Raw genomic sequence first — 20,109 nt, 5'->3', positions numbered from 1 at the left:
CCCGAGTGACATAAAGGGAGGCAATCGGAAGATGAAAAACAGAGGCAAGATCGTTGCCTTTTTTCTAATCGTACTAATATTTGCAGGGACGATTGGGTCAACGATAACAGGAATTGCAAAAGATGTTAATCTGGGCTTGGATCTTCAGGGCGGGTTTGAGATTTTATATCAAGTCGAACCTATTGCAGAAGGTAAAGAGACAGATAGAGAAGTACTTGAGAATACAGTACGAATACTTAATGAACGTGTAAATCGTTTGGGAATTAGTGAAGCAAATATTAATATTGAAGGTGAAGATCGAATTCGGGTACAGCTTGCCGGGGTGGAAAACCAAGGTGAAGCAAGGGAACTGTTATCCACATCAGCACGTCTTACGTTGCGGAATGTTGAGGATGAAGTTCTACTTGATGGATCGGATATACAAGAAGGAAGTGCCAAGCAGGATTTCAATCAGAAAACGAATCAGCCTATCGTTACCTTACAGTTAAAAGATGCTTCGAAATTTGGGGAAATAACATCTAAATTAAAAGATAAACGAGACCCTGAAACACCTTACCTTGATAATCTCCTTGTAATCTGGATGGATTATCAAAAAGGGGATTCATTTGCAGAAGAGGTGAAGAAGGAAGATCCAAAATATGTTTCAGCTCCTAAAGTAACTGAAACATTAAATACAACGAATGTTATGATAAACGGTGATTTCACCGTAGAATCGGCTCAACGCCTAGCTGATATTATTAATGCAGGTTCATTACCGGTAAATATGACAGAATTGTATTCTAATACTGTAGGTGCCCAATTTGGCGAACAAGCACTGAATAAAACTGTATTTGCAGGTATAATCGGTGTTAGTTTAATCTTTTTATTTATGATTGCATTTTACCGCTTTCCTGGTTTAATCGCTGCAATCAATTTGAGCATTTACATTTATTTAATTTTATTAGTATTTGAATTAATGAATGGTGTGCTAACATTGCAGGGAATTGCCGCTTTAATCCTTGGTGTCGGTATGGCAGTTGACGCGAATGTTATTACATTCGAACGGATTAAAGAAGAAATACGGGAAGGTAAGTCAATATTTGCGTCGTTTAAAGCAGGTACGGCTAATTCATTACGGGCAATTATTGACGCTAATATAACAACGATGCTCGCTGCTGCTGTTTTATTCATTTTCGGTACAAGCTCAATTAAAGGGTTTGCAACAATGCTGATTCTTAGTATTCTAGTGAGCTTCCTGACAGCAGTTTATGGTACCAGGTTATTAATGAGATTATGGGTAAAAACCAAATTTCTGAAAAACCGCCCAGGCTGGTTCGGAGTTAACAAGAAGAACATTAAAGACATTGCCGATACAAGCGAAGTAGAACCTAAAATCTTTAATCGGGAAGTTAATGTTGTCCAACATAGAAAAAAATTCTTTATCGCATCTGCTGCAATGGTTATACTTGGTGGGATTTCTTTAGGTATTTTTCAATTAAACCCTGGAATTGACTTTACAAGCGGGTCAAGAATTCAGCTTGCAGCAGAAGATACTTTAGACACAGAGGCAATTAAAAACAGTTTGGAAGAGCTGAATCTGGAAGCCAAATCTGTTGTTCCAGCAGGTGATAACGGCGAAAATGTTATTCTTCGTTATGATGAGGTAATTGATGAAGATAGAATATCGGAAGTACAGAACTATTTTCAAGAAAATTACAATGCAAAATCTAGTGTGAGTGTCGTTTCCCCAGTTGTGGGCGAGGAATTAGTTAAAAATGCACTATATGCACTTACAATTGCGTCGATCGGCATGGTTATTTATGTCACACTTCGATTTGAGCTATTTTTTGGTTTAACAGCGATAATTGCGTTAATTCATGACGCTTTCTTCGTTCTAGCAATATTTAGTCTAACAAGAATAGAATTTGATGTTACGATTGTTGCTGCAATCCTGACTGTTATCGGTTACTCAATCAATGATACAATTGTAACCTTTGACCGAATTCGGGAAAATCTGCGTATGAAGAAACGCGTTAAATCGTTTAAGGAACTTGCCAGCATAGTTAATAAGAGTTTGGTACAAACATTTACACGCAGTATAAATACCACAGTAACGACAATGATTGCTGTATTAGCATTCCTATTCCTTGGAGCACAGCCTATTACTGGTTTTGCAATCGCGCTAGCGGTAGGGTTGCTAGTAGGTACGTACTCATCCTTGTTCCTTGCGTCACAACTATGGTTAGTATGGCGTGGAAGAAACATTAAGGATAAGCCAGTCGTATTTGCTAAAAAGAAAAAAACAGAAGGACCACAAGTGTAATAGAACTAAAGACCCCTGTTGATTTAACTTCAGGGGTCTTTATGTATGGTTAACAATATAGAAAACAGGGTATTTTAGCAGGTAAGTAAGTGTAAATAATGTCATATTGCATAAGTGTAACTAGACTATGCGCTATAATGGATTGGTGACAAGCCAAGTTTTCTGACTTATTAAAGGGAGGAATTAGAATTGAGAGGACAATCATATGTTATTCTAGCAATTATATTTGTTATTATTGTTGCGATTTTTGCAGTAATAAATGTCGATCCTGTTGAAGTTAATTACTTATTTGGAACTGGTGAGGCACCATTAATATTAGTCATTCTGTTCTCCGTATTGATGGGTGGAATTATTACAGCTGCTGTTGGTTTAGTGAAAATGATCCATTTGCAGCGTGAACAAAAATCACTCCAAGCTGAGAATAAGCAGTTAAAAGAAACGGCAGGAGAAAACCAACTAATTGATGATGATAACAATCAAGAAAATCCGGATGGGAAAAAGAATCTATAAACGTTAATTGCGACCCTTGGTTTACTCTTGTATAATGGATTAGTCAGGGGTGAATTTATGTTACAAAGTAAAATGAACTGGAAATTTTCAAATGCGCAAACAGAATCAATAGATTGGGATTCAAATGAAATTTCTCCACTTATTAAAGAACTTTTAATACAGAGAGGAATTACTTCTGCTGAAGCGGCAAAAGAATTTTTGTCACCTGATTTAGAAAATTTATATCATCCGCAAGGCTTTTCAGATATATCAAAAGCAACAGAACGAGTACATAAAGCAATAGCTAATAAAGAAAAAATTCTAGTATTTGGTGACTATGATGCAGATGGAGTCAGTTCAACAACAGTTTTGTTAACAACGTTACAGGAACTTGGTGCTGACTGTGATTATTATATACCAAACAGATTTACAGAAGGTTATGGCCCGAACGAAGATGCATTTAAAACTGCATCCGATAATGAAATAAGCTTAATTATAACTGTCGATACGGGAATAGCATCTATTCATGAGGCAACTGTTGCGAAACAGCTTGGTATTGACTTAGTGATAACGGATCACCATGAACCACAAGAACAGTTGCCTGAGGCGTTTGCGATTATTCACCCAAAATGCTCCCCCGATTATACGTTTAAAGAATTGGCAGGTGTGGGTGTTGCCTTTAAATTTGCTGAAAGCTTATTAGGCTATTTTCCAAAGCATTTACTTGATTTAGTTGCTATAGGTACAATTGCTGATCTTGTACCATTAAAAAGTGAAAACCGTATTTTGGCATCCTATGGTTTAAAAACGCTATCAGCAACTAATAGACCAGGGTTGATTGCTTTAAAAAAGGTATGCAATATCAACGGGGATGTCAGTGAAGAGGATGTTGGATTCTTGATTGGACCAAGGCTTAATGCGGTCGGCAGATTACAAGATGCAAATCTTGCAGTACAGCTCCTTATGTCTGAGGATCAGGATGAGGCAGAACACATAGCAGAAATGGTCCAATCCATTAATCAGGAACGTCAAAAAATAGTTAGTGATATTGTAAAAGAAGCAGATCAAATGGTAGGTTCACTTGAAGAACAAGGCGTAATTGTTGTAGCAAAAGAAGGCTGGAATCAAGGTGTGCTGGGCATTGTAGCATCAAATCTTGTGAGAAAATATGACAGACCAGCAATTGTGCTGACAATTCTACCAGAAAAAGAACAAGTAAAAGGTTCTGCCAGAAGTATCCCTGCCTTTGATTTATTTTCCAGCTGTATGGAAATCAGAGACATGTTTACTCATTTTGGTGGACATTCACAGGCAGCAGGTATGACCTTACCATTAGAAAATCTTCAGTTACTGCAAGCGGAACTAAACAAAATCATTAATCAGCAGCTTACTAAAGAAGACTTTTCTCAGGAAATTGAAGTAAGTAAAACAATAGCCATTCCAGAAATAAATGAAGAGCTGGTAAATGAAATTAGACAGCTGGCACCATTTGGTATGGATAACCCAAAGCCGATCTTCCATTTGAATGATATCCCTTCTGATATACGGCAGATTGGAAATATGAAAAAACACTTAAAAATGCAATTCAAGCATGAAAATCACTTGCTTGATGGAATAGGATTTAGCTTAGGTGGTTTATATGACCATATTTCCCCACAAACACCCTTGTCAGTAGTTGGCGAGTTAGGTATTAATGAGTGGAATGGTAATAAAAAGGTGCAAATAGTTATTCGGGATATGAAAATTGAGGAAAGACAAGTCTTTGATCATCGAGGGAAAAAACGTTTTGATATCACACCTTATGTTAATAATAATACTAGTCATTTAGCAGTACATCATACACTCCTGAATGAAAACAGCATTGTTCCTGATGAAGTGACATGTATTAGGTATGATGCAGACATTAGCCTGCTTGACGAAGTCAGTACACTCTATCTTTTTGAAATGCCGACAAATCTGACTATACTTCAGGACTTGGTATGTAAAACAAATCCGTCAAACATCCATGTATGTTTTCAATTGGAAGATAGTGTGTTTATGAAAGCTTTTCCTTCACGCGAGGATTTTAAATGGCTATATGCTTTTGTAGCTAAACGAAAACAAGTTAATTTGCAAAAAGAGCTGCCGATGATCATGGATGCAAAAGCATGGACGAAGGATCGAATTTTATTTATGTCCAACGTGTTTTTTGAATTAGAGTTTGTTAATATAGAGAATGGTATTATTCAATTAAATACAGATCCTATGAAGAAAGATTTATTAGAGTCGCCATCATATCAAGAACGCCTAAATCAGGCTGAGGTTGAAAAGATACTGTACTATTCAACCTATGAAGAATTAAGAATGTGGTTTTCAAATTGCATAAAAGATGGGGAAATGCCCAAGGAGGAAGTAACACATGGACTATAAAAAATACATTAAAATTGTTCAGGACTGGCCAAAAGAAGGGGTTCAGTTTAAAGATATTACACCACTTATGGATGATGGAAAAGCATTTAAATCAGCTGTCGATGAGATAGTTGAATTTGCAAAGCAGAAAAATATTGACCTTGTGGTGGGGCCGGAAGCACGTGGTTTTATTATTGGCTGCCCAGTTTCTTATGCATTGGAAACCGGTTTTGCTCCAGTCAGAAAAGAAGGGAAATTGCCAAGAGAGGTTATTAAAGTTGATTATGGGCTGGAATATGGTGAAAATGTCCTTACCATTCATAAAGATGCAATTAAGCCAGGTCAGCGCGTATTAATTACGGATGATTTACTTGCAACAGGTGGTACAATAGAGGCAACAATAAAATTGGTAGAAGAATTGGGTGGAATAGTTGTAGGCTGTGCATTTCTGATTGAACTTTCCTACCTTAATGGGCTGGAGAAACTTGAAGGCTATGATGTATTAACATTAATGAACTATTAATATTCTCACAAAAAGTTTTGGGTCTGATTGAACTAATGTACTGTTCGTCAGACCTGTTATTATCCTATTTTTATTCCATCGTGTAATAGAAAAACAGAACAATTCCAATGATATTGACTGTTTTTCCTTTACATTTATACAAAAATTTTCGATACTATTAGAAAGTATTCTCTAACCCGAATTTAGGTGATTATATGGCAAAAGAAGAAATATTGACAATAGAAGATGTAATCAATGAGGCTCGCCGCTATCTTACTGAAGAGGATGCTATGTTCCTTCGTCGTGCATATGAGTTTGCAGAAGAGGCACACAAGGAGCAATATCGAAAATCTGGTGAGCCTTACATTATACACCCAGTTCAGGTGGCTGGAATTTTAGTTGAACTTGAAATGGATCCAGAGACAATTGCTGGGGGTTTTTTACATGACGTATTAGAGGATACAGACATTACCGTTGAAGAAATGGAAAAACACTTTAGTACTGAAGTTGTAATGCTTGTTGATGGTGTTACCAAACTCGGAAAAATTAAATATAAGTCAAAAGAAGCTCTGCAAGCAGAAAACCATCGGAAAATGTTTGTAGCAATGGCTAAAGACATTCGGGTAATTCTGATTAAACTTGCTGACCGATTGCATAACATGCGGACACTTAAACATTTGCCTCCCGAAAAACAACGGAGAATTTCAAATGAAACATTGGAGATATTTGCACCTTTAGCGCATCGTTTGGGTATTTCTACAATCAAATGGGAGTTGGAAGATACAGCATTACGTTATTTAAATCCACAGCAATACTATCGAATTGTTCAGTTGATGAAACAAAAACGTGATCAGCGCGAAACGTATATAGATGATGTTATGAATGAGGTTACAAGCCAACTGAAAGATGTAAATATTGAGGCAGATATATCAGGAAGACCAAAGCATTTATATAGTATATATACCAAAATGGTAAAGCAAAACAAACAATTTAATGAAATATATGATTTATTAGCAGTACGTATAATTGTTGATAGTATTAAAGATTGTTATGCAGTTTTAGGTATTATTCATACATGCTGGAAACCAATGCCTGGCAGATTCAAGGATTATATTGCAATGCCAAAGCCGAACTTATATCAGTCATTGCATACAACCGTAATTGGACCTAAAGGTGATCCGCTTGAAGTACAAATTCGTACGAAAGAGATGCATGAAATAGCTGAATTTGGTATCGCTGCTCATTGGGCATATAAAGAAGGACGTCAGCTGGCACATGATAAAAAGTCATTTGAAGAAAAGTTGACTTGGTTTAGGGAAATACTTGAATGGCAAAATGAAACACATGATGCAGAAGAATTTATGGAATCTCTAAAGGTCGATTTATTCTCTGACATGGTATATGTATTCACTCCAAAAGGAGACGTTATAGAGCTGCCATCAGGGTCCGTACCACTTGACTTCGCCTATAAAGTTCATACCGAAATAGGTAATCAAACGATTGGTTCTAAGATAAACGGAAAAATGGAGCCTCTCGACTATAAATTGAAGAACGGGGACATTATTGAGGTAATGACTTCAAAGCATTCTTATGGCCCTTCACAGGATTGGCTTAAGATTACCCAAACATCTCAGGCAAAAAATAAGATCAAGCAGTTCTTTAAGAAACAACGACGGGATGAAAACATTAGCAAGGGTAAAGAAGCTGTTGATAAAGAAATTCGTGCATTAGGAATTGAACCAAAAGATGCGCTGACACAGGAGAACTTAAAGCGAGTAAATGAACGGTTTAATTTCATCAATGAAGATGAAATGTATGCGGCTGTTGGCTACCAAGGAATTACTGCTGCATTAATTGCTACACGGCTAACCGAAAAAATCAGACGGACTAAATTAAAAGAACAGAACCTGGAAGAAACACTTGAAGAAGTTAAAAGTGAAGAGCCAAGTAAAAAGGTACAAAAACGAGATTCAGGTGTTAAGGTGGAAGGTGTCGATAATTTATTAGTACGGTTATCGAAGTGTTGTAATCCTGTCCCTGGTGATAATATTATTGGATATATTACAAAAGGGAGAGGGGTATCTGTTCATCGATCAGACTGCCCAAATGTCCAAACAGAAGATGCAAAGCAGCGTTACCTTCATGTTGAATGGGAAGGCGCACAAACAGATAAAAAGCAATATCATGTTGACCTCGAGATATCAGGGTATGATCGCCGCGGCTTATTAAATGAAGTATTGCAGGCAGTAAATGAAACAAAAACGAATATAACACAGGTGAACGGTCGATCTGATCGAAATAAAATGGCTGTTATTCATATAACAATTCTAATTCATAACACGAATCATCTAAGAAGAATTGTGGAACGCATAAAGCAAATAAAAGATGTTTATACAGTAACAAGAACGATACAATAGTATTCTCGTATGACCTCAGCAGTTGATATAAGCTGCGTGATAAGAAAAAGGAGTATCAAATTATGAAAGCAGTCATTCAACGTGCAAACAATGCCAGTGTATCCGTAGAAGAAGATGTTGTTGGGAAAATTGATAATGGGTTTGTTGTTTTACTTGGTGTAACACATGAAGATACAGAAGAGGATGCAGCCTATTTGGTCAACAAGCTTGTAAATCTTCGAGTATTTGAAGATGAAAACGAAAAGATGAATCTATCCTTAAAGGATGTATCTGGACAGGTACTATCTATTTCACAATTCACATTATTCGCTGACACCAGAAAAGGAAGAAGGCCAAATTTTCTTGATGCAGCAAAACCGGAACACGCGAATAAATTATATCAGTATTTCAATCAGTTAGTTGAACAACAGGGAGTTCGAATTGAAACAGGTGAGTTTGGTGAAATGATGAACGTACAACTAACAAATCAAGGACCTGTTACAATTATCTTGGATAGCAATGACAAGAAAAAAGAATGAATAGCATTAAGGTAAGAGCAGTTCAATTTAGGAATGCAAAATCGCAATTTCCATTTCTAATTGAACTGCTCTTTTATATGAATGGTCATCGGAAATAAGGGTCCTCATGTCCTCATAAATAAGCAAAAGTATCTTTTTTACACAAATAGCGCACCTCATGTCCGCTAGCTACTATTATGCAATAAGATTTCTTATTTATTTGTAAAGTATTGATTTAATCCATTTACAATACCTGTTACTAGTTTTTTCTGATATGCATTTGTTTGAAGGAGTTGCTCTTTTTCCGGGTTGGAAATGAATCCTAACTCAACAAGTATCGATGGTTTAAAAGTTTGTCTGATAACGTGAAAATCTCCAAATGTAGCTCCACGGTTTCTTGCACCGGTTTCCTTTGCTATACCCTGAAGAACATCCTTAGCTAGTTTTTCATTTTGATCATCATAAAAATATGCTCCGATCCCGGTTACATTAGGCATTTCGGGAAAACTGTTGTAATGAATGCTTATGAAAGCATCTGTATCCAAAATGTTGGGAAGGCTTGTCCGGCTGCCTAACGAAATAAATTCATCGCTTTTTCTTGTCAATACTACGTTTGCTCCAAGAGCTGTGAGTTCCTGTTTTAGTTCTTGCGATGTTTTATATGTAAAGTCTTTTTCGTATGTTCCGCTTGCGCCAATTGCACCTACATCTCTTCCACCATGTCCTGCATCTATTACTATCGTTTTACCATTCATGCCACCAAAAGAAGACGTTCTTTCTTTTTTTACAAGTTGTTTAAATACATAGCCGGTTATATCGTCATTTTCAATCTCGTACCATTCATTACTTTCTGAGAGAACCTTGAATTCAGTACCTTTATTAGCAAAATCGGTTATGTCATAACTGGTTGAAGGTCCTTCGCGAAGTTGGGTGTTATCATGTTGAATTGTAATCGTTTCTTCAGTGGCTGGTTCCATATCACTTTCATTCGTACTTTCAGAATCCGTATTACCTGAGATGTCTATATACTCGTTCGTAACCCACCCAGTACCTTCAGTCAATTGAATTTCTACCCATCCTTCTTGTTGCTGTAAAATTGGATAAACTTCATCAGTATGTACTTGACCGATCTTATCGAAATTGGTTCCAGGTCCTGTTCGAACGTTTAGATTGTCTGTCTTTACTATTGCTTCGTTGGCACTTACCAAACTCGCGAAGGTCAGAAACAATACACTAAATAATAACACCGTTGTCTTCTTTATATGCAATGAAGTTCCCCCTTTGAATAATATATTACCTTTATATTAATAAAAATTTACTATTTAGGCAAAACTAGAATAACATAGGGAGGTATTTTAGTTATGCGATTTCAGGAAAAACATTGGAATTCAAATATGAGCAAAGATATTTTTGGAGCAAACTTTCATCGTTTTATGGAAGTTGAAGACCAGTTAAATCACATGGAAATAGCTGAGGAATTAGGTATCTCTCTAGGTGAGGTTAAAAAGTTAAAGAAAAAGATAACTCGTACTTGACAATGTTTGTTGGAAACATTAATATAATAGTCATTCATAATCAATTAAATTAATGATAGATGTATAAATAGCCAGTGATGGAAAAAGTAATGAGAAGTATGTGAAAAGAGAGAAAATGTCATAGGCTGAGAACATTTTCACATGATACTCTGATGAAAGACATTCCTTAGGTTCTATATCGAATACACAGTAGGTATAGACGTTTTGCAGGCGTTAACTGTGAAGAGCGGGTGCTTTAAGAGCATCAACTAGGGTGGCAACGCGGGTTAACTCTCGTCCCTTATTTTTATAAGGGTCGGGAGTTTTTTATATTTTTTTAATGTAGCGCTCTTTTCGCAAGTTTTGTTTTTTTGAACCTCTGCCTCCACTGGAAGCGGTTTTTGCTTCCGAGGAAGCTTGAGTGTGGCCCTAAGGTGCGCGAAGTGTATTCCCGAAGCGGTGCCATAGCACTTAGCATGTTAGTTCACAGTTTATATCAATTACGATATGATTTCATTACTTTAATAAAGCAACAATCTTTAGAAACCAGCTAAAAATAATGAGGGGGTATTACAGATGAGCATAAAAGCTCCGCGAGGTACGGTAGATACTTTACCGCAAGAGGCGAAAAAATGGCAGTTTGTTGAAGATCAATTAAAAGATGTGTGTGGAAGGTTTCATTTTGATGAAATCCGTACACCGCTGTTCGAACATACAGAGTTATTCCAACGTGGTGTTGGCGATTCTACCGATATTGTTCAAAAAGAAATGTATACATTTGAAGATCGTGGAGGAAGAAGTCTGACATTACGGCCTGAAGGTACTGCGTCTGTTGCGCGTGCTTTTGTTGAAAATAAGTTATTTGGGAATCCGAGTCAGCCAGTTAAACTCTATTATTTTGCTCAAATGTTTCGTTACGAAAGACCACAAAAAGGAAGAATGCGACAATTAAACCAATTTGGTGTAGAAGTACTAGGGAGTGCTGACCCAGCGGTAGATGCTGAAGTTATTGATTTAGCAATGATGTGTTATCAGGAGCTAGGTTTAAAATCGTTAAAGTTAGTTATTAATTCATTAGGTGATAATGAAAGCCGAAATAATCACCGCCAGGCTTTGGTCAATCACTTTTCACCATACAAGGCTGAGCTTTGCAGTGATTGTCAAGTTCGCTTAGACCAAAATCCATTACGTATTCTGGATTGTAAGACTGACAGTGATCATCCTGCTATGCAAAATGCACCTTCGATATTAGATTATTTAAATGAAGAATCAAGAAATTACTTCGACCAGGTTCAGAATTATTTAACAAAAATGGGAATTGAATATGAAGTTGATAAAAATCTGGTACGTGGACTTGATTATTATAACCACACAGCTTTTGAAATAATGAGTGAAGCGGATGGATTTGGTGCGATTGCAACATTGGCTGGTGGCGGAAGATATAATGGTCTAATTGAAGAGTTGGATGGACCGAGCACACCAGGTATTGGCTTTGGAATGGGAATGGAAAGATTGATGATGGCTCTTGAAGCTGAAAATAGGGGAATGTCAATTGATGATCGCTTAGACTGTTTTATAGTTGCGGTAGGTGATGAAGCTGAAAAAGAAGCGGTTCGTCTGTTACATGAATTACGTAGAAGTGGCATTCAGGCAGATAAAGATTATCAAGGTCGAAAAATGAAAGCCCAATTTAAAGCTGCAGATCGTTTTAAGGCAAAGTATGTGCTAATTCTTGGTGAAGATGAAATAGAAAGAAAAATTGTTAATGTTAAAGAATTAGATACAGGCGAACAATTGGAAGTACCTATAGAACAACTAGTTGAAAAGATGCATGAAAAGCTCCTGGGAGGAATTGAAAATGAGTGAACGAATATTAGCGGGAACGCTGCGTGAAAAAGATATTGATCAGCCGGTATTATTAAAAGGGTGGGTTCAAAAACGTCGGGATTTAGGTGGATTAATTTTCATTGATTTACGTGATAGATCTGGAATTGTACAAGTCGTTTTTAATCCCGATAATTCCAAAAAGGCTTTAGAAATTGCTGAAACAGTTAGAAGTGAATATGTCATCCAAGTTGAAGGGAAAGTTGTTATTCGTGATGAAGGTACAATTAACCCCGTGATGGGAACAGGAAAGATCGAAGTAATGGCAACAGGCATAAGTATTTTGAATAAAGCAAAGACACCGCCATTTCTTATCGATGACGAATCTGATGTATCGGAAGACCTCCGTTTAAAATATCGTTACTTGGATTTACGCAGAAGTGCTTTACAGGATACATTTAAGTTACGTCATCAAACAACACAAGTCGTTCGTAACTTTTTAAATGAAGATGGATTTCTTGAAATGGAAACACCGATTTTAACTAAAAGTACTCCAGAAGGTGCAAGAGACTATTTAGTGCCCAGCCGTGTGCATAATGGGGAATTTTATGCACTGCCACAGTCACCCCAGCTTTTCAAACAATTAATTATGATGGGGGGATTCGAAAAGTATTTTCAAATTGCACGTTGCTTCCGGGATGAAGACTTGCGGGCTGACCGTCAACCAGAATTCACACAGATAGATATTGAAACATCTTTCATGACTAGTGATGAAATAATGGAAATGACTGAAAATATGATGAAAAATGTGATGAAGGATGTTAAAAATATCGATATCTCGCTGCCATTACAACGGTTGCCGTATAATGAAGCTATGGAGCGTTATGGATCAGATAAACCAGACACGAGATTTGACATGGAGTTACTTCATGTAACAGATATTCTGGCTGATTCTTCATTCAAGGTATTTCAAAGCGCAATCGAATCAGGTGGGAAAGTTTGCTTATTAAATGTAAAGGAACAAGCAGCTAATTATTCCCGCAAAGACCTTGATAGGCTAACTGATTTTGTGAAAGTATATGGGGCCAAAGGTTTACCATGGCTTAAGGTAGAAGGCGATGAACTGAAAGGGCCAATTGCCAAATTTCTAACAGATGAAGAGAAGTCAGGAATTGTTAATCGAGCGAGTGCTGCTGATGGAGATTTACTATTGTTTGGCTCAGATAAAACAGCAATTGTTTATGACAGTTTAGGAGCTTTACGATTAAAGCTCGGAAAAGAATTGCAGCTCATTGATGAAAGTAAGTTTAATTTCCTTTGGGTTACAGATTGGCCGTTACTGGAATATGATGAAGGTCTGGAGCGTTATTTTGCCGCTCATCATCCTTTTACAATGCCTGTTGAGGAGGATCTTGATAAACTCAGTAAAGATCCGGGAAAAGTTCGAGCAAATGCGTACGACCTTGTATTAAATGGGTATGAATTAGGTGGAGGATCATTACGTATTCATAAGAAAGAGCAACAAGATAAAATGTTTGAAGTATTGGGTTTCACAAGTGAAGAAGCAACAGAACAGTTTGGATTTTTACTTGATGCATTGGAATATGGTGCACCACCCCATGGTGGTATTGCATTAGGATTGGATAGAATTGTTATGCTATTAGCAGGAAGGTCAAACCTCAGGGATACCATTCTATTTCCTAAGACCGCTTCAGCTTCAGATTTATTAACGGACGCACCCGATGAAGTGAGTGATGAACAGCTGGATGAGCTGTCTATTCAAATTAAAAAGAAATTATGATCAGTTTTAAAATTTGTAGTAAAGATGTAACAACTGTAATATACACTTCATACTGATGAATATTGAAATTAGCATATCTGTATGATAAACTAACTTTACAAACAATAAATCATAATTAAATTATCAATCCTGATGTGTACGTCTTGTATAAATGTTTTGACCGAACATCTATATAATTGGGAGCTTGTATCGTTTCCATGTTGCATGCATGCCTCGTCTAATCGAGGACGCATAAGAAATATGGAACAGAGCACCCACCTGCTGAAAGCGGGATCAAAACTAGAAATGGACGGCACTATTGGGATTGATAGAATACATATTATACCTTAGTTTACCGTTAAAAGGGGTTCTTAGAAAGTGGATTTTACTTTCATAGAATCCCTTGTACTTTGGGGTGGCAATGCTTATTGGTGTATACTTTAGTTGGAATTATGCAATAAGAGCTTATTTATATATGAACAGCAAAGTCGCATGGGCTTCTTAATAGAATCCTCATGCGACTTTTTTATTGGTTCGTTCCATTTGCAACCTGTTGGAGGTTACCATTCTTATCCATTCTGAATGCGGGTGATTGTATAGTTCCTTGGTCATCCAGAACAGTCATTTTTCTTGCCCGATCCATAATTTGCATAAATACTTGATAGTCTTCCTGTACTGTTGCAAATTGTTTTTCAGTGCTTTCTAGTTTCTTTTCTAGATTGCTTACATGTTCTTTTAACATAGCGTTCTCTTTTTGCATTTGTTCTAACGATAGTTTTGATTGATTGGAAGCATAGTAATCTTTTTTGACTTGTTTTAAATAACGAATGACTGTATCCATTGTGATAGATGTCTCATCCATTGTTTGTGCGGGTTCTTCTTCGTCGTTGGCAGTTTGCATAACTGGTATTACTGGCTGACGTGTCTTAGTAGTTTTAACTGCATTTGCACGCTTTTTCTCTTTCCGTTGCCGCTTTGCAAGATCAATAGCATTATCATATTTTTCTCTAACCTCGGCATTCCAGCGGAACCCGCAAGCGGCAGACGTACGATTTAATTTATCGCCTACCTCTTCAAACGCATTTAATTGAGTACTGCCTTCTCTGATATGACGCAGAACAGTTTCTGCTAACAATAGGTCATCCTCATGTGACCAGGCATCTTGTCTTACTTTAACCAAATTGTTCAACTCCTTTTTCAATAACAGCCGCTGTATATTACATAGATTATTATCTTTATTGTCTATTGTGACCGATTGAAAGAGGAATTATACCTCTATTACCCATATTATCTAGTATTTTTTTAGTGGAATAAGTAAGACAAAGGCTGGCACGATAAAAGCCCGGTGATTAGCCAAGCTATCTATTCAGATTGAATTTTATCATATACCTGCATGAGAGCTCGTTCAAATTTACCGGAATTTTTAGGTTTGTAGTATTCTTTGTTTTTTATAGATTCAGGTAAATACTGTTGTTTGATCCAGCCGTTTTCATAGTTGTGCGGATATTTATATTCCAAACCTCGTCCCATCTTCTTTGCGCCTTGATAGTGCGAGTCTTTTAAGTGTGCAGGTATGTCACCGCTTTTACCACTGCGTATATCTGCTAGTGCATGGTCAAGCGCTTTATATGCTGTATTTGATTTAGGAGATAAAGCAAGTTCAACAATCGCAACTGATAATGGTATGCGTGCTTCAGGAAATCCGAGCCTTTCAGCGGCCTGAACTGCTGCAATCGCTCGTGGACCTGCCTGTGGATTTGCTAGGCCGATGTCTTCATACGCACAAACAATCATGCGCCGTGCAATACTTTCAAGGTCACCTGCTTCAATCAACCTTCCCAAATAATGGAGTGCTGCGTTGGCATCACTTCCGCGAATGGATTTCTGAAATGCAGACAATACATCATAATGCGCATCACCATCTTTGTCGTGTGAAAAGCTTTTCTTCTGCATACACTCTTCAGCTATATCGAGTGTTATAGCAGTCTTCCCCTCGTTATCCTCAGGGGTAGATGATACAGCTAACTCAAGCCCGTTTAATGCAGATCGCATATCACCATTTGCAGCAAAAGAAAAATGCTCCAGTGCGTCATCCGTTACGGTAACTGACTGAGAACCTAATCCATTGGTATCATCTTCAACGGCTCTTCGGATTGCTATTTTCATATCATCTGCTGTTAAAGGGTGTAACTCAAATAAATGACATCTGCTTCTAATAGCAGGATTAATAGAATGATAAGGATTACTGGTTGTGCAGCCGATCAGTGTCACGATGTTGCTTTCAATGTGTGGAAGTAGAAAGTCCTGTTTTGCTTTATCAAGTCGATGTACTTCATCAAGTACTAATACGACGTGACCCGTCATTTTTGCCTCTTCAACGACAATCTCCATATCTTTTTTCTTGTCAACAACTGCATTAAGCATCTTAACAGGTAAATTTAGGCTTTTTGCGAGCGCTACCGCCATTGAAGTCTTTCCTGTTCCAGGCGGCCCGAATAAGATCATAGATGCTAACTGTTCAGCCTGAATCATCCTATTCAGTATTTTTCCATCGCCCACAAGATGTTCCTGCCCGATAATCTCATGTATATGAGCAGGTCTCATGCGATAAGCAAGTGGTTTATGTTTCATTCTAATCGTCCTTTTTTATAGAATAATTGATCGTGTATAAAAGCGTAATTCCAATTGTGTTAAAATGCAAGAATCATACTATTCATGCTATAATATCATGTATTACAAATTATAATTAATCTATAATATAAATTAATAGCTTTTTCGGTAGATAAGACAGCATAAATCCTTTCTTTCTGCCTAAGTGTAACTTAAGCTTATCTATATTAGCCTGGCGAAAAGCCAAGTTTTTTCTAAGAAAGAGATAGAGGTGTTAAAAATGAAAATTTCAACAAAAGGACGTTATGGTCTGACAATTATGATTGAGCTTGCACGAAAGCACGGGGAAGGTCCCACATCACTAAAAGCGATTGCGCGGGAAAAAGAGCTATCTGAGCATTATTTGGAGCAATTGGCATCACCACTTAGAAACGCTGGATTAATCAAAAGTATCCGCGGAGCATATGGTGGATATATTTTGGCGAAGGAACCTAGTGAAATAAAGGCTGGTGACATAATTCGTGTACTGGAAGGACCAATATCTCCAGTAGAAGGAATAGAAGATGAAGAGCCAGCAAAACAGGCTCTGTGGATTCGAATCCGAGATGCAGTCAAAGACGTATTGGACACTACAACATTAGAAGATTTAAAACATCATCAGGATGATCATCAACAGGATGCATATATGTTTTATATCTAATGAAAACAGATAGTTTAAGATAGAAAGGGTTTGTGCAATATGGAAGGTATTTACATGGATCATGCTGCTACAACACCGATGGACAAACAAGTTGCAAGCGCGATGAATCCTGTATTTGAAGATGTTTTTGGTAATCCATCAAGTGTCCACTCGTTTGGCAGGAAAGCAAGAAAGTATCTTGATGAAGCAAGACGGACAATGGCCAAAAGCATTCATGCAAATGAAAAAGAAATCATTATAACCAGCGGAGGAACAGAAGCAGATAACCTGGCTTTGATTGGCAGTGCAATGGCTAATAAAGATAAAGGAAGTCATATCATAACAACTGTTCAGGAACATCATGCAACACTTCATACCGCAGAGCACCTTGAAAAACAAGGGTTTCATGTAACTTATTTACCGGTCTGTGAAAATGGATTAGTATCAGTAGATGACTTAAAAAATGCTCTAACTGATGAAACAATTTTGGTTTCTATTATGTATGTGAATAATGAAACTGGTATGATTCAGCCTATTCAGGAAATCGGTAATGTTTTAAAAGATTATCAGGAGGTTTTTTTTCATACGGATGCAGTACAGGCTTATGGGTTATTGGATATTGATGTAAAAGAATACGGCATTGATATGCTGACAGTTTCATCCCATAAAATAAACGGACCAAAAGGTATTGGCTTTTTATATGCCGCAAATGATGTGAAAATAGACGCCCTTCAGTTTGGGGGCGAACAAGAACGAAAACGCCGGCCCGGAACAGAGAATGTTGCTGGTGCAGTAGGTTTTCAAAAAGCAGTAGAATTGGCGCTCAAAAATAAAACGGAAAGAAATATATCCTATCAGGGTTTTAAGGATCAATTTATTTCACATTTATCGAACAACGGGATCAACTTTACGATAAATGGTGACGAGAAAAAAGCTATTGCATCGATTGTAAATATCAGTTTCCCAGGTACGAATGTGGAGTCGCTCCTTACTAATTTTGATTTAGATGGTATTGCTGCTTCAAGCGGGAGTGCATGTACCGCAGGATCAGTAGAGCCATCGCATGTCCTGGCAGCAATGTATGGCGAGAATGATGAACGAACAACCAATTCAATACGCTTTAGTTTTGGTATATTTAATACAACCGAGAATATAGAGGAAGCTGCAAATAGAGTAGTGAAAATCGTTAAACGGTTAACAGCATAAAGGGTGGTGAAAGTAATGAATAGCAATAAAGATATAAGGGTAGTTGTTGGAATGAGTGGAGGAGTTGATTCTTCCGTAGCCGCATTACTGCTGAAGGAACAAGGTTATGATGTTGTTGGTATCTTTATGAAAAATTGGGATGATACTGATGAAAATGGTGTTTGTACTGCAACAGACGATTATGATGATGTGGTAAGGGTTTGTAATCAACTGGATATTCCTTACTTTGCCGTGAATTTTGAAAAACAATATTGGGATAAAGTATTCACTTACTTTTTAGACGAATATAAAGCAGGAAGAACTCCAAATCCTGACGTAATGTGTAATAAAGAGATAAAGTTTAAAGCATTCCTTGAACATGCTACATCCTTGGGTGCAGACTATCTGGCAACAGGTCATTATGCACAAGTTAGAAAAACAGATGGTGAATACGAGATGTTGCGTGGTGTCGATGATAATAAGGACCAGACATACTTTCTAAATCAATTGACTGAGGATGTACTGGCAAAAGTTATGTTTCCTTTAGGGCATATGAATAAAAAAGAGGTACGTGAGATTGCTTTGGAGCATAATCTTGTTACAGCAACCAAGAAAGACAGTACTGGTATTTGCTTCATTGGCGAACGAAACTTCAAAGAGTTCTTAAGTGAGTATTTACCTGCACAACCTGGTCTGATGAAGACGTTAACAGGTATTGAAAAGGGAAAGCATGATGGTCTTATGTATTATACAATAGGTCAGCGCCAAGGCTTAGGTATAGGTGGTTCAGGTGATCCGTGGTTTGTCGTTGGGAAAAACCTGGAAGAAAATGTTTTATATGTAGAACAAGGCTTTGATAATGAGAAATTATATTCGGACGGATTAATAGCGTCTGATGTAAACTGGATTAAAGTCCCTGGTGAAGGATCAGTTACATGTACAGCCAAGTTCCGGTATCGTCAAAAGGATAGTGCGGTTACTGTTCATAAACTGGAAGATAACAAGGTACATGTTGAATTCCATGAAAAACAACGTGCCATTACCCCTGGACAAGCAGTTGTATTTTATGATGGAGAAGTATGCCTAGGTGGAGGCACAATTGATGAAATTATTAAAGATGAAACTTACCTGGATTACGTAGGATAATGTAGAGGGATCATCTAAGTGGTCCCCTCTATTTTATTTAATCCAAATGAAAGCTTTCGTCATTATAGATAGACCAAGTTTCTAATTATTGGAGGATTTACAAAAGATGGATAGAAATCAGGAAGCAATAAATCTAATGAAGGAACAGAAATACGAAGAAGCTGCAGAAATCTTTAATAAGGTAATCGAGGAAAACCCGGAAGACCCCCTTGGCTATATTAATTTTGGAAATTTACTCCTTCATGTCAATGACCTTGAACGTGCACAGCGCTTCTTTGAGAAGGCAATTGAATTGGATGAGCACGCAGCTACTGCATATTATGGACTGGGTAATGTTTATTATGAAGAGTCTGTTTATCCAAAAGCACAGGAAAATTTTCAAAAGGCTATAGATATCGGTCTGGTCGAAGCAGATGTTTACTTTATGCTAGGTATGACCTTTTATCATGAGGAGCATTTTAAGCTTGCATTACCATATTTATTACGGGCAACCGAGCTCGATCCGGATGATGCGGAAGTTCTATTCCAGTACGGACTGACGTTGGCGCAGAGTGACCATATTAAAGACGCAAGAACGGTTTTTGAAAATGTTTTGAAACTAAAAGAACAACATAGTGACGCACATTATAATTTGGGTGTAATTGCGATATATGATGAAAATCTATCAGATGCATTGGGCCATTTTGAGAAAGCCCTGGAAATACAGCCTGAACACACACTGGCCGCAAATGGAAAAAGTCAGATTGAAGAGTTGCTGAATAACACGGATATGTAAG

16 protein-coding genes, 1 other RNA gene and 1 other annotated feature are annotated in these 20,109 nt (G+C 37.4%); of the genes, 14 read left to right on the top strand and 3 right to left on the bottom strand.

Going from position 1 to position 20,109, the window contains the following annotated elements; translation table 11 throughout:
* Nucleotides 1–31: 31 nt before the first annotated feature.
* The 6 genes from secDF to dtd all read left to right on the top strand — a co-directional run bounded on the left by secDF (nucleotide 32) and on the right by dtd (nucleotide 8,616).
* Nucleotides 32–2,302, top strand: a complete 2,271-nt coding sequence (gene secDF / locus ACE1TG_RS01295; RefSeq protein ID WP_375050544.1) for a protein translocase subunit SecDF — start codon at nucleotides 32–34, stop codon at nucleotides 2,300–2,302.
* A 189-nt stretch (nucleotides 2,303–2,491) separates the two neighbouring features.
* The gene (locus ACE1TG_RS01290) at nucleotides 2,492–2,812 is read left to right on the top strand and encodes a LapA family protein (RefSeq protein WP_375050543.1); all 321 of its coding nucleotides are present in this window, start codon (nucleotides 2,492–2,494) and stop codon (nucleotides 2,810–2,812) included.
* A 57-nt stretch (nucleotides 2,813–2,869) separates the two neighbouring features.
* Complete coding sequence (gene recJ, locus ACE1TG_RS01285) at nucleotides 2,870–5,200, top strand: single-stranded-DNA-specific exonuclease RecJ (RefSeq protein ID WP_375050542.1); 2,331 nt, start codon at nucleotides 2,870–2,872, stop codon at nucleotides 5,198–5,200.
* A complete protein-coding gene (locus ACE1TG_RS01280) occupies nucleotides 5,190–5,702 on the top strand; it encodes an adenine phosphoribosyltransferase (RefSeq protein WP_375050541.1) in 513 nt (170 codons plus the stop codon). The genes recJ and ACE1TG_RS01280 overlap by 11 nt, the downstream gene beginning before the upstream one ends.
* 194 nt (nucleotides 5,703–5,896) lie before the next feature.
* The gene (locus tag ACE1TG_RS01275) at nucleotides 5,897–8,098 is read left to right on the top strand and encodes a RelA/SpoT family protein (RefSeq protein WP_375050540.1); all 2,202 of its coding nucleotides are present in this window, start codon (nucleotides 5,897–5,899) and stop codon (nucleotides 8,096–8,098) included.
* Between the two features lie 62 nt (nucleotides 8,099–8,160).
* Nucleotides 8,161–8,616, top strand: coding sequence for a D-aminoacyl-tRNA deacylase (gene dtd, locus ACE1TG_RS01270; RefSeq protein WP_375050539.1), 456 nt, complete (start codon nucleotides 8,161–8,163; stop codon nucleotides 8,614–8,616).
* A 191-nt stretch (nucleotides 8,617–8,807) separates the two neighbouring features.
* Here the strand turns inward: dtd and ACE1TG_RS01265 are convergent, their stop codons facing one another.
* Complete coding sequence (locus ACE1TG_RS01265) at nucleotides 8,808–9,863, bottom strand: N-acetylmuramoyl-L-alanine amidase family protein (RefSeq protein WP_375050538.1); 1,056 nt, start codon at nucleotides 9,861–9,863, stop codon at nucleotides 8,808–8,810.
* Nucleotides 9,864–9,956: 93 nt separating this feature from the next.
* On the opposite strand from ACE1TG_RS01265, the gene ACE1TG_RS01260 reads away from it, so the two are divergent.
* The 4 genes from ACE1TG_RS01260 to ssrS all read left to right on the top strand — a co-directional run bounded on the left by ACE1TG_RS01260 (nucleotide 9,957) and on the right by ssrS (nucleotide 14,043).
* A complete protein-coding gene (locus ACE1TG_RS01260) occupies nucleotides 9,957–10,130 on the top strand; it encodes a hypothetical protein (RefSeq protein WP_375050537.1) in 174 nt (57 codons plus the stop codon).
* A gap of 65 nt (nucleotides 10,131–10,195) precedes the next feature.
* Nucleotides 10,196–10,414: a binding site (T-box leader), on the top strand.
* A 271-nt stretch (nucleotides 10,415–10,685) separates the two neighbouring features.
* A complete protein-coding gene (hisS, locus tag ACE1TG_RS01255; RefSeq protein ID WP_375050536.1) occupies nucleotides 10,686–11,975 on the top strand; it encodes a histidine--tRNA ligase in 1,290 nt (429 codons plus the stop codon).
* A complete protein-coding gene (aspS, locus tag ACE1TG_RS01250) occupies nucleotides 11,968–13,734 on the top strand; it encodes an aspartate--tRNA ligase (protein ID WP_375050535.1) in 1,767 nt (588 codons plus the stop codon). The genes hisS and aspS overlap by 8 nt, the downstream gene beginning before the upstream one ends.
* A gap of 123 nt (nucleotides 13,735–13,857) precedes the next feature.
* Nucleotides 13,858–14,043, top strand: a non-coding RNA gene (ssrS, locus tag ACE1TG_RS01245) — 6S RNA.
* Nucleotides 14,044–14,239: 196 nt separating this feature from the next.
* Here ssrS and ACE1TG_RS01240 read toward each other — a convergent pair.
* Both ACE1TG_RS01240 and ACE1TG_RS01235 read right to left on the bottom strand, forming a co-directional pair.
* On the bottom strand, nucleotides 14,240–14,893 hold the full coding sequence (locus tag ACE1TG_RS01240; RefSeq protein WP_375050534.1) for an RsfA family transcriptional regulator: 654 nt from the start codon (nucleotides 14,891–14,893) through the stop codon (nucleotides 14,240–14,242).
* A gap of 182 nt (nucleotides 14,894–15,075) precedes the next feature.
* Complete coding sequence (locus ACE1TG_RS01235) at nucleotides 15,076–16,344, bottom strand: replication-associated recombination protein A (protein ID WP_375050533.1); 1,269 nt, start codon at nucleotides 16,342–16,344, stop codon at nucleotides 15,076–15,078.
* Nucleotides 16,345–16,603: 259 nt separating this feature from the next.
* On the opposite strand from ACE1TG_RS01235, the gene cymR reads away from it, so the two are divergent.
* The 4 genes from cymR to ACE1TG_RS01215 all read left to right on the top strand — a co-directional run bounded on the left by cymR (nucleotide 16,604) and on the right by ACE1TG_RS01215 (nucleotide 20,108).
* A complete protein-coding gene (gene cymR / locus ACE1TG_RS01230) occupies nucleotides 16,604–17,023 on the top strand; it encodes a cysteine metabolism transcriptional regulator CymR (protein ID WP_092492467.1) in 420 nt (139 codons plus the stop codon).
* A 39-nt stretch (nucleotides 17,024–17,062) separates the two neighbouring features.
* Entirely contained in the window at nucleotides 17,063–18,208 is a 1,146-nt protein-coding gene (locus ACE1TG_RS01225; protein ID WP_375050532.1) for a cysteine desulfurase family protein, read from the top strand.
* 15 nt (nucleotides 18,209–18,223) lie between these two features.
* Nucleotides 18,224–19,333 (top strand): tRNA 2-thiouridine(34) synthase MnmA, encoded by a 1,110-nt coding sequence (gene mnmA / locus ACE1TG_RS01220; RefSeq protein ID WP_375050531.1) that lies wholly within the window; start codon nucleotides 18,224–18,226, stop codon nucleotides 19,331–19,333.
* 106 nt (nucleotides 19,334–19,439) lie between these two features.
* A complete protein-coding gene (locus tag ACE1TG_RS01215) occupies nucleotides 19,440–20,108 on the top strand; it encodes a tetratricopeptide repeat protein (RefSeq protein WP_375050530.1) in 669 nt (222 codons plus the stop codon).
* Nucleotide 20,109 lies beyond the last annotated feature (1 nt).

This window comes from Virgibacillus sp. JSM 102003, from assembly GCF_041949995.1.
Classification (GTDB): domain Bacteria; phylum Bacillota; class Bacilli; order Bacillales; family Amphibacillaceae; genus Lentibacillus.
Note: the sequence above shows the minus strand (reverse complement) of the source record. Positions and strands in the feature narration are given on the sequence as shown.

What these genes read in the sequence shown, in the direction of transcription:
- secDF (WP_375050544.1), top strand. Translation starts at nt 32, where the DNA reads ATGAAAAACAGAGGCAAGATCGTTGCCTTTTTTCTAATCGTACTAATA.
- recJ (WP_375050542.1), top strand. Translation starts at nt 2,870, where the DNA reads ATGTTACAAAGTAAAATGAACTGGAAATTTTCAAATGCGCAAACAGAA.
- ACE1TG_RS01280 (WP_375050541.1), top strand. Translation starts at nt 5,190, where the DNA reads ATGGACTATAAAAAATACATTAAAATTGTTCAGGACTGGCCAAAAGAA.
- ACE1TG_RS01275 (WP_375050540.1), top strand. Translation starts at nt 5,897, where the DNA reads ATGGCAAAAGAAGAAATATTGACAATAGAAGATGTAATCAATGAGGCT.
- dtd (WP_375050539.1), top strand. Translation starts at nt 8,161, where the DNA reads ATGAAAGCAGTCATTCAACGTGCAAACAATGCCAGTGTATCCGTAGAA.
- ACE1TG_RS01260 (WP_375050537.1), top strand. Translation starts at nt 9,957, where the DNA reads ATGCGATTTCAGGAAAAACATTGGAATTCAAATATGAGCAAAGATATT.
- hisS (WP_375050536.1), top strand. Translation starts at nt 10,686, where the DNA reads ATGAGCATAAAAGCTCCGCGAGGTACGGTAGATACTTTACCGCAAGAG.
- aspS (WP_375050535.1), top strand. Translation starts at nt 11,968, where the DNA reads ATGAGTGAACGAATATTAGCGGGAACGCTGCGTGAAAAAGATATTGAT.
- ACE1TG_RS01235 (WP_375050533.1), bottom strand. Translation starts at nt 16,344, where the DNA reads ATGAAACATAAACCACTTGCTTATCGCATGAGACCTGCTCATATACAT.
- cymR (WP_092492467.1), top strand. Translation starts at nt 16,604, where the DNA reads ATGAAAATTTCAACAAAAGGACGTTATGGTCTGACAATTATGATTGAG.
- ACE1TG_RS01225 (WP_375050532.1), top strand. Translation starts at nt 17,063, where the DNA reads ATGGAAGGTATTTACATGGATCATGCTGCTACAACACCGATGGACAAA.
- mnmA (WP_375050531.1), top strand. Translation starts at nt 18,224, where the DNA reads ATGAATAGCAATAAAGATATAAGGGTAGTTGTTGGAATGAGTGGAGGA.
- ACE1TG_RS01215 (WP_375050530.1), top strand. Translation starts at nt 19,440, where the DNA reads ATGGATAGAAATCAGGAAGCAATAAATCTAATGAAGGAACAGAAATAC.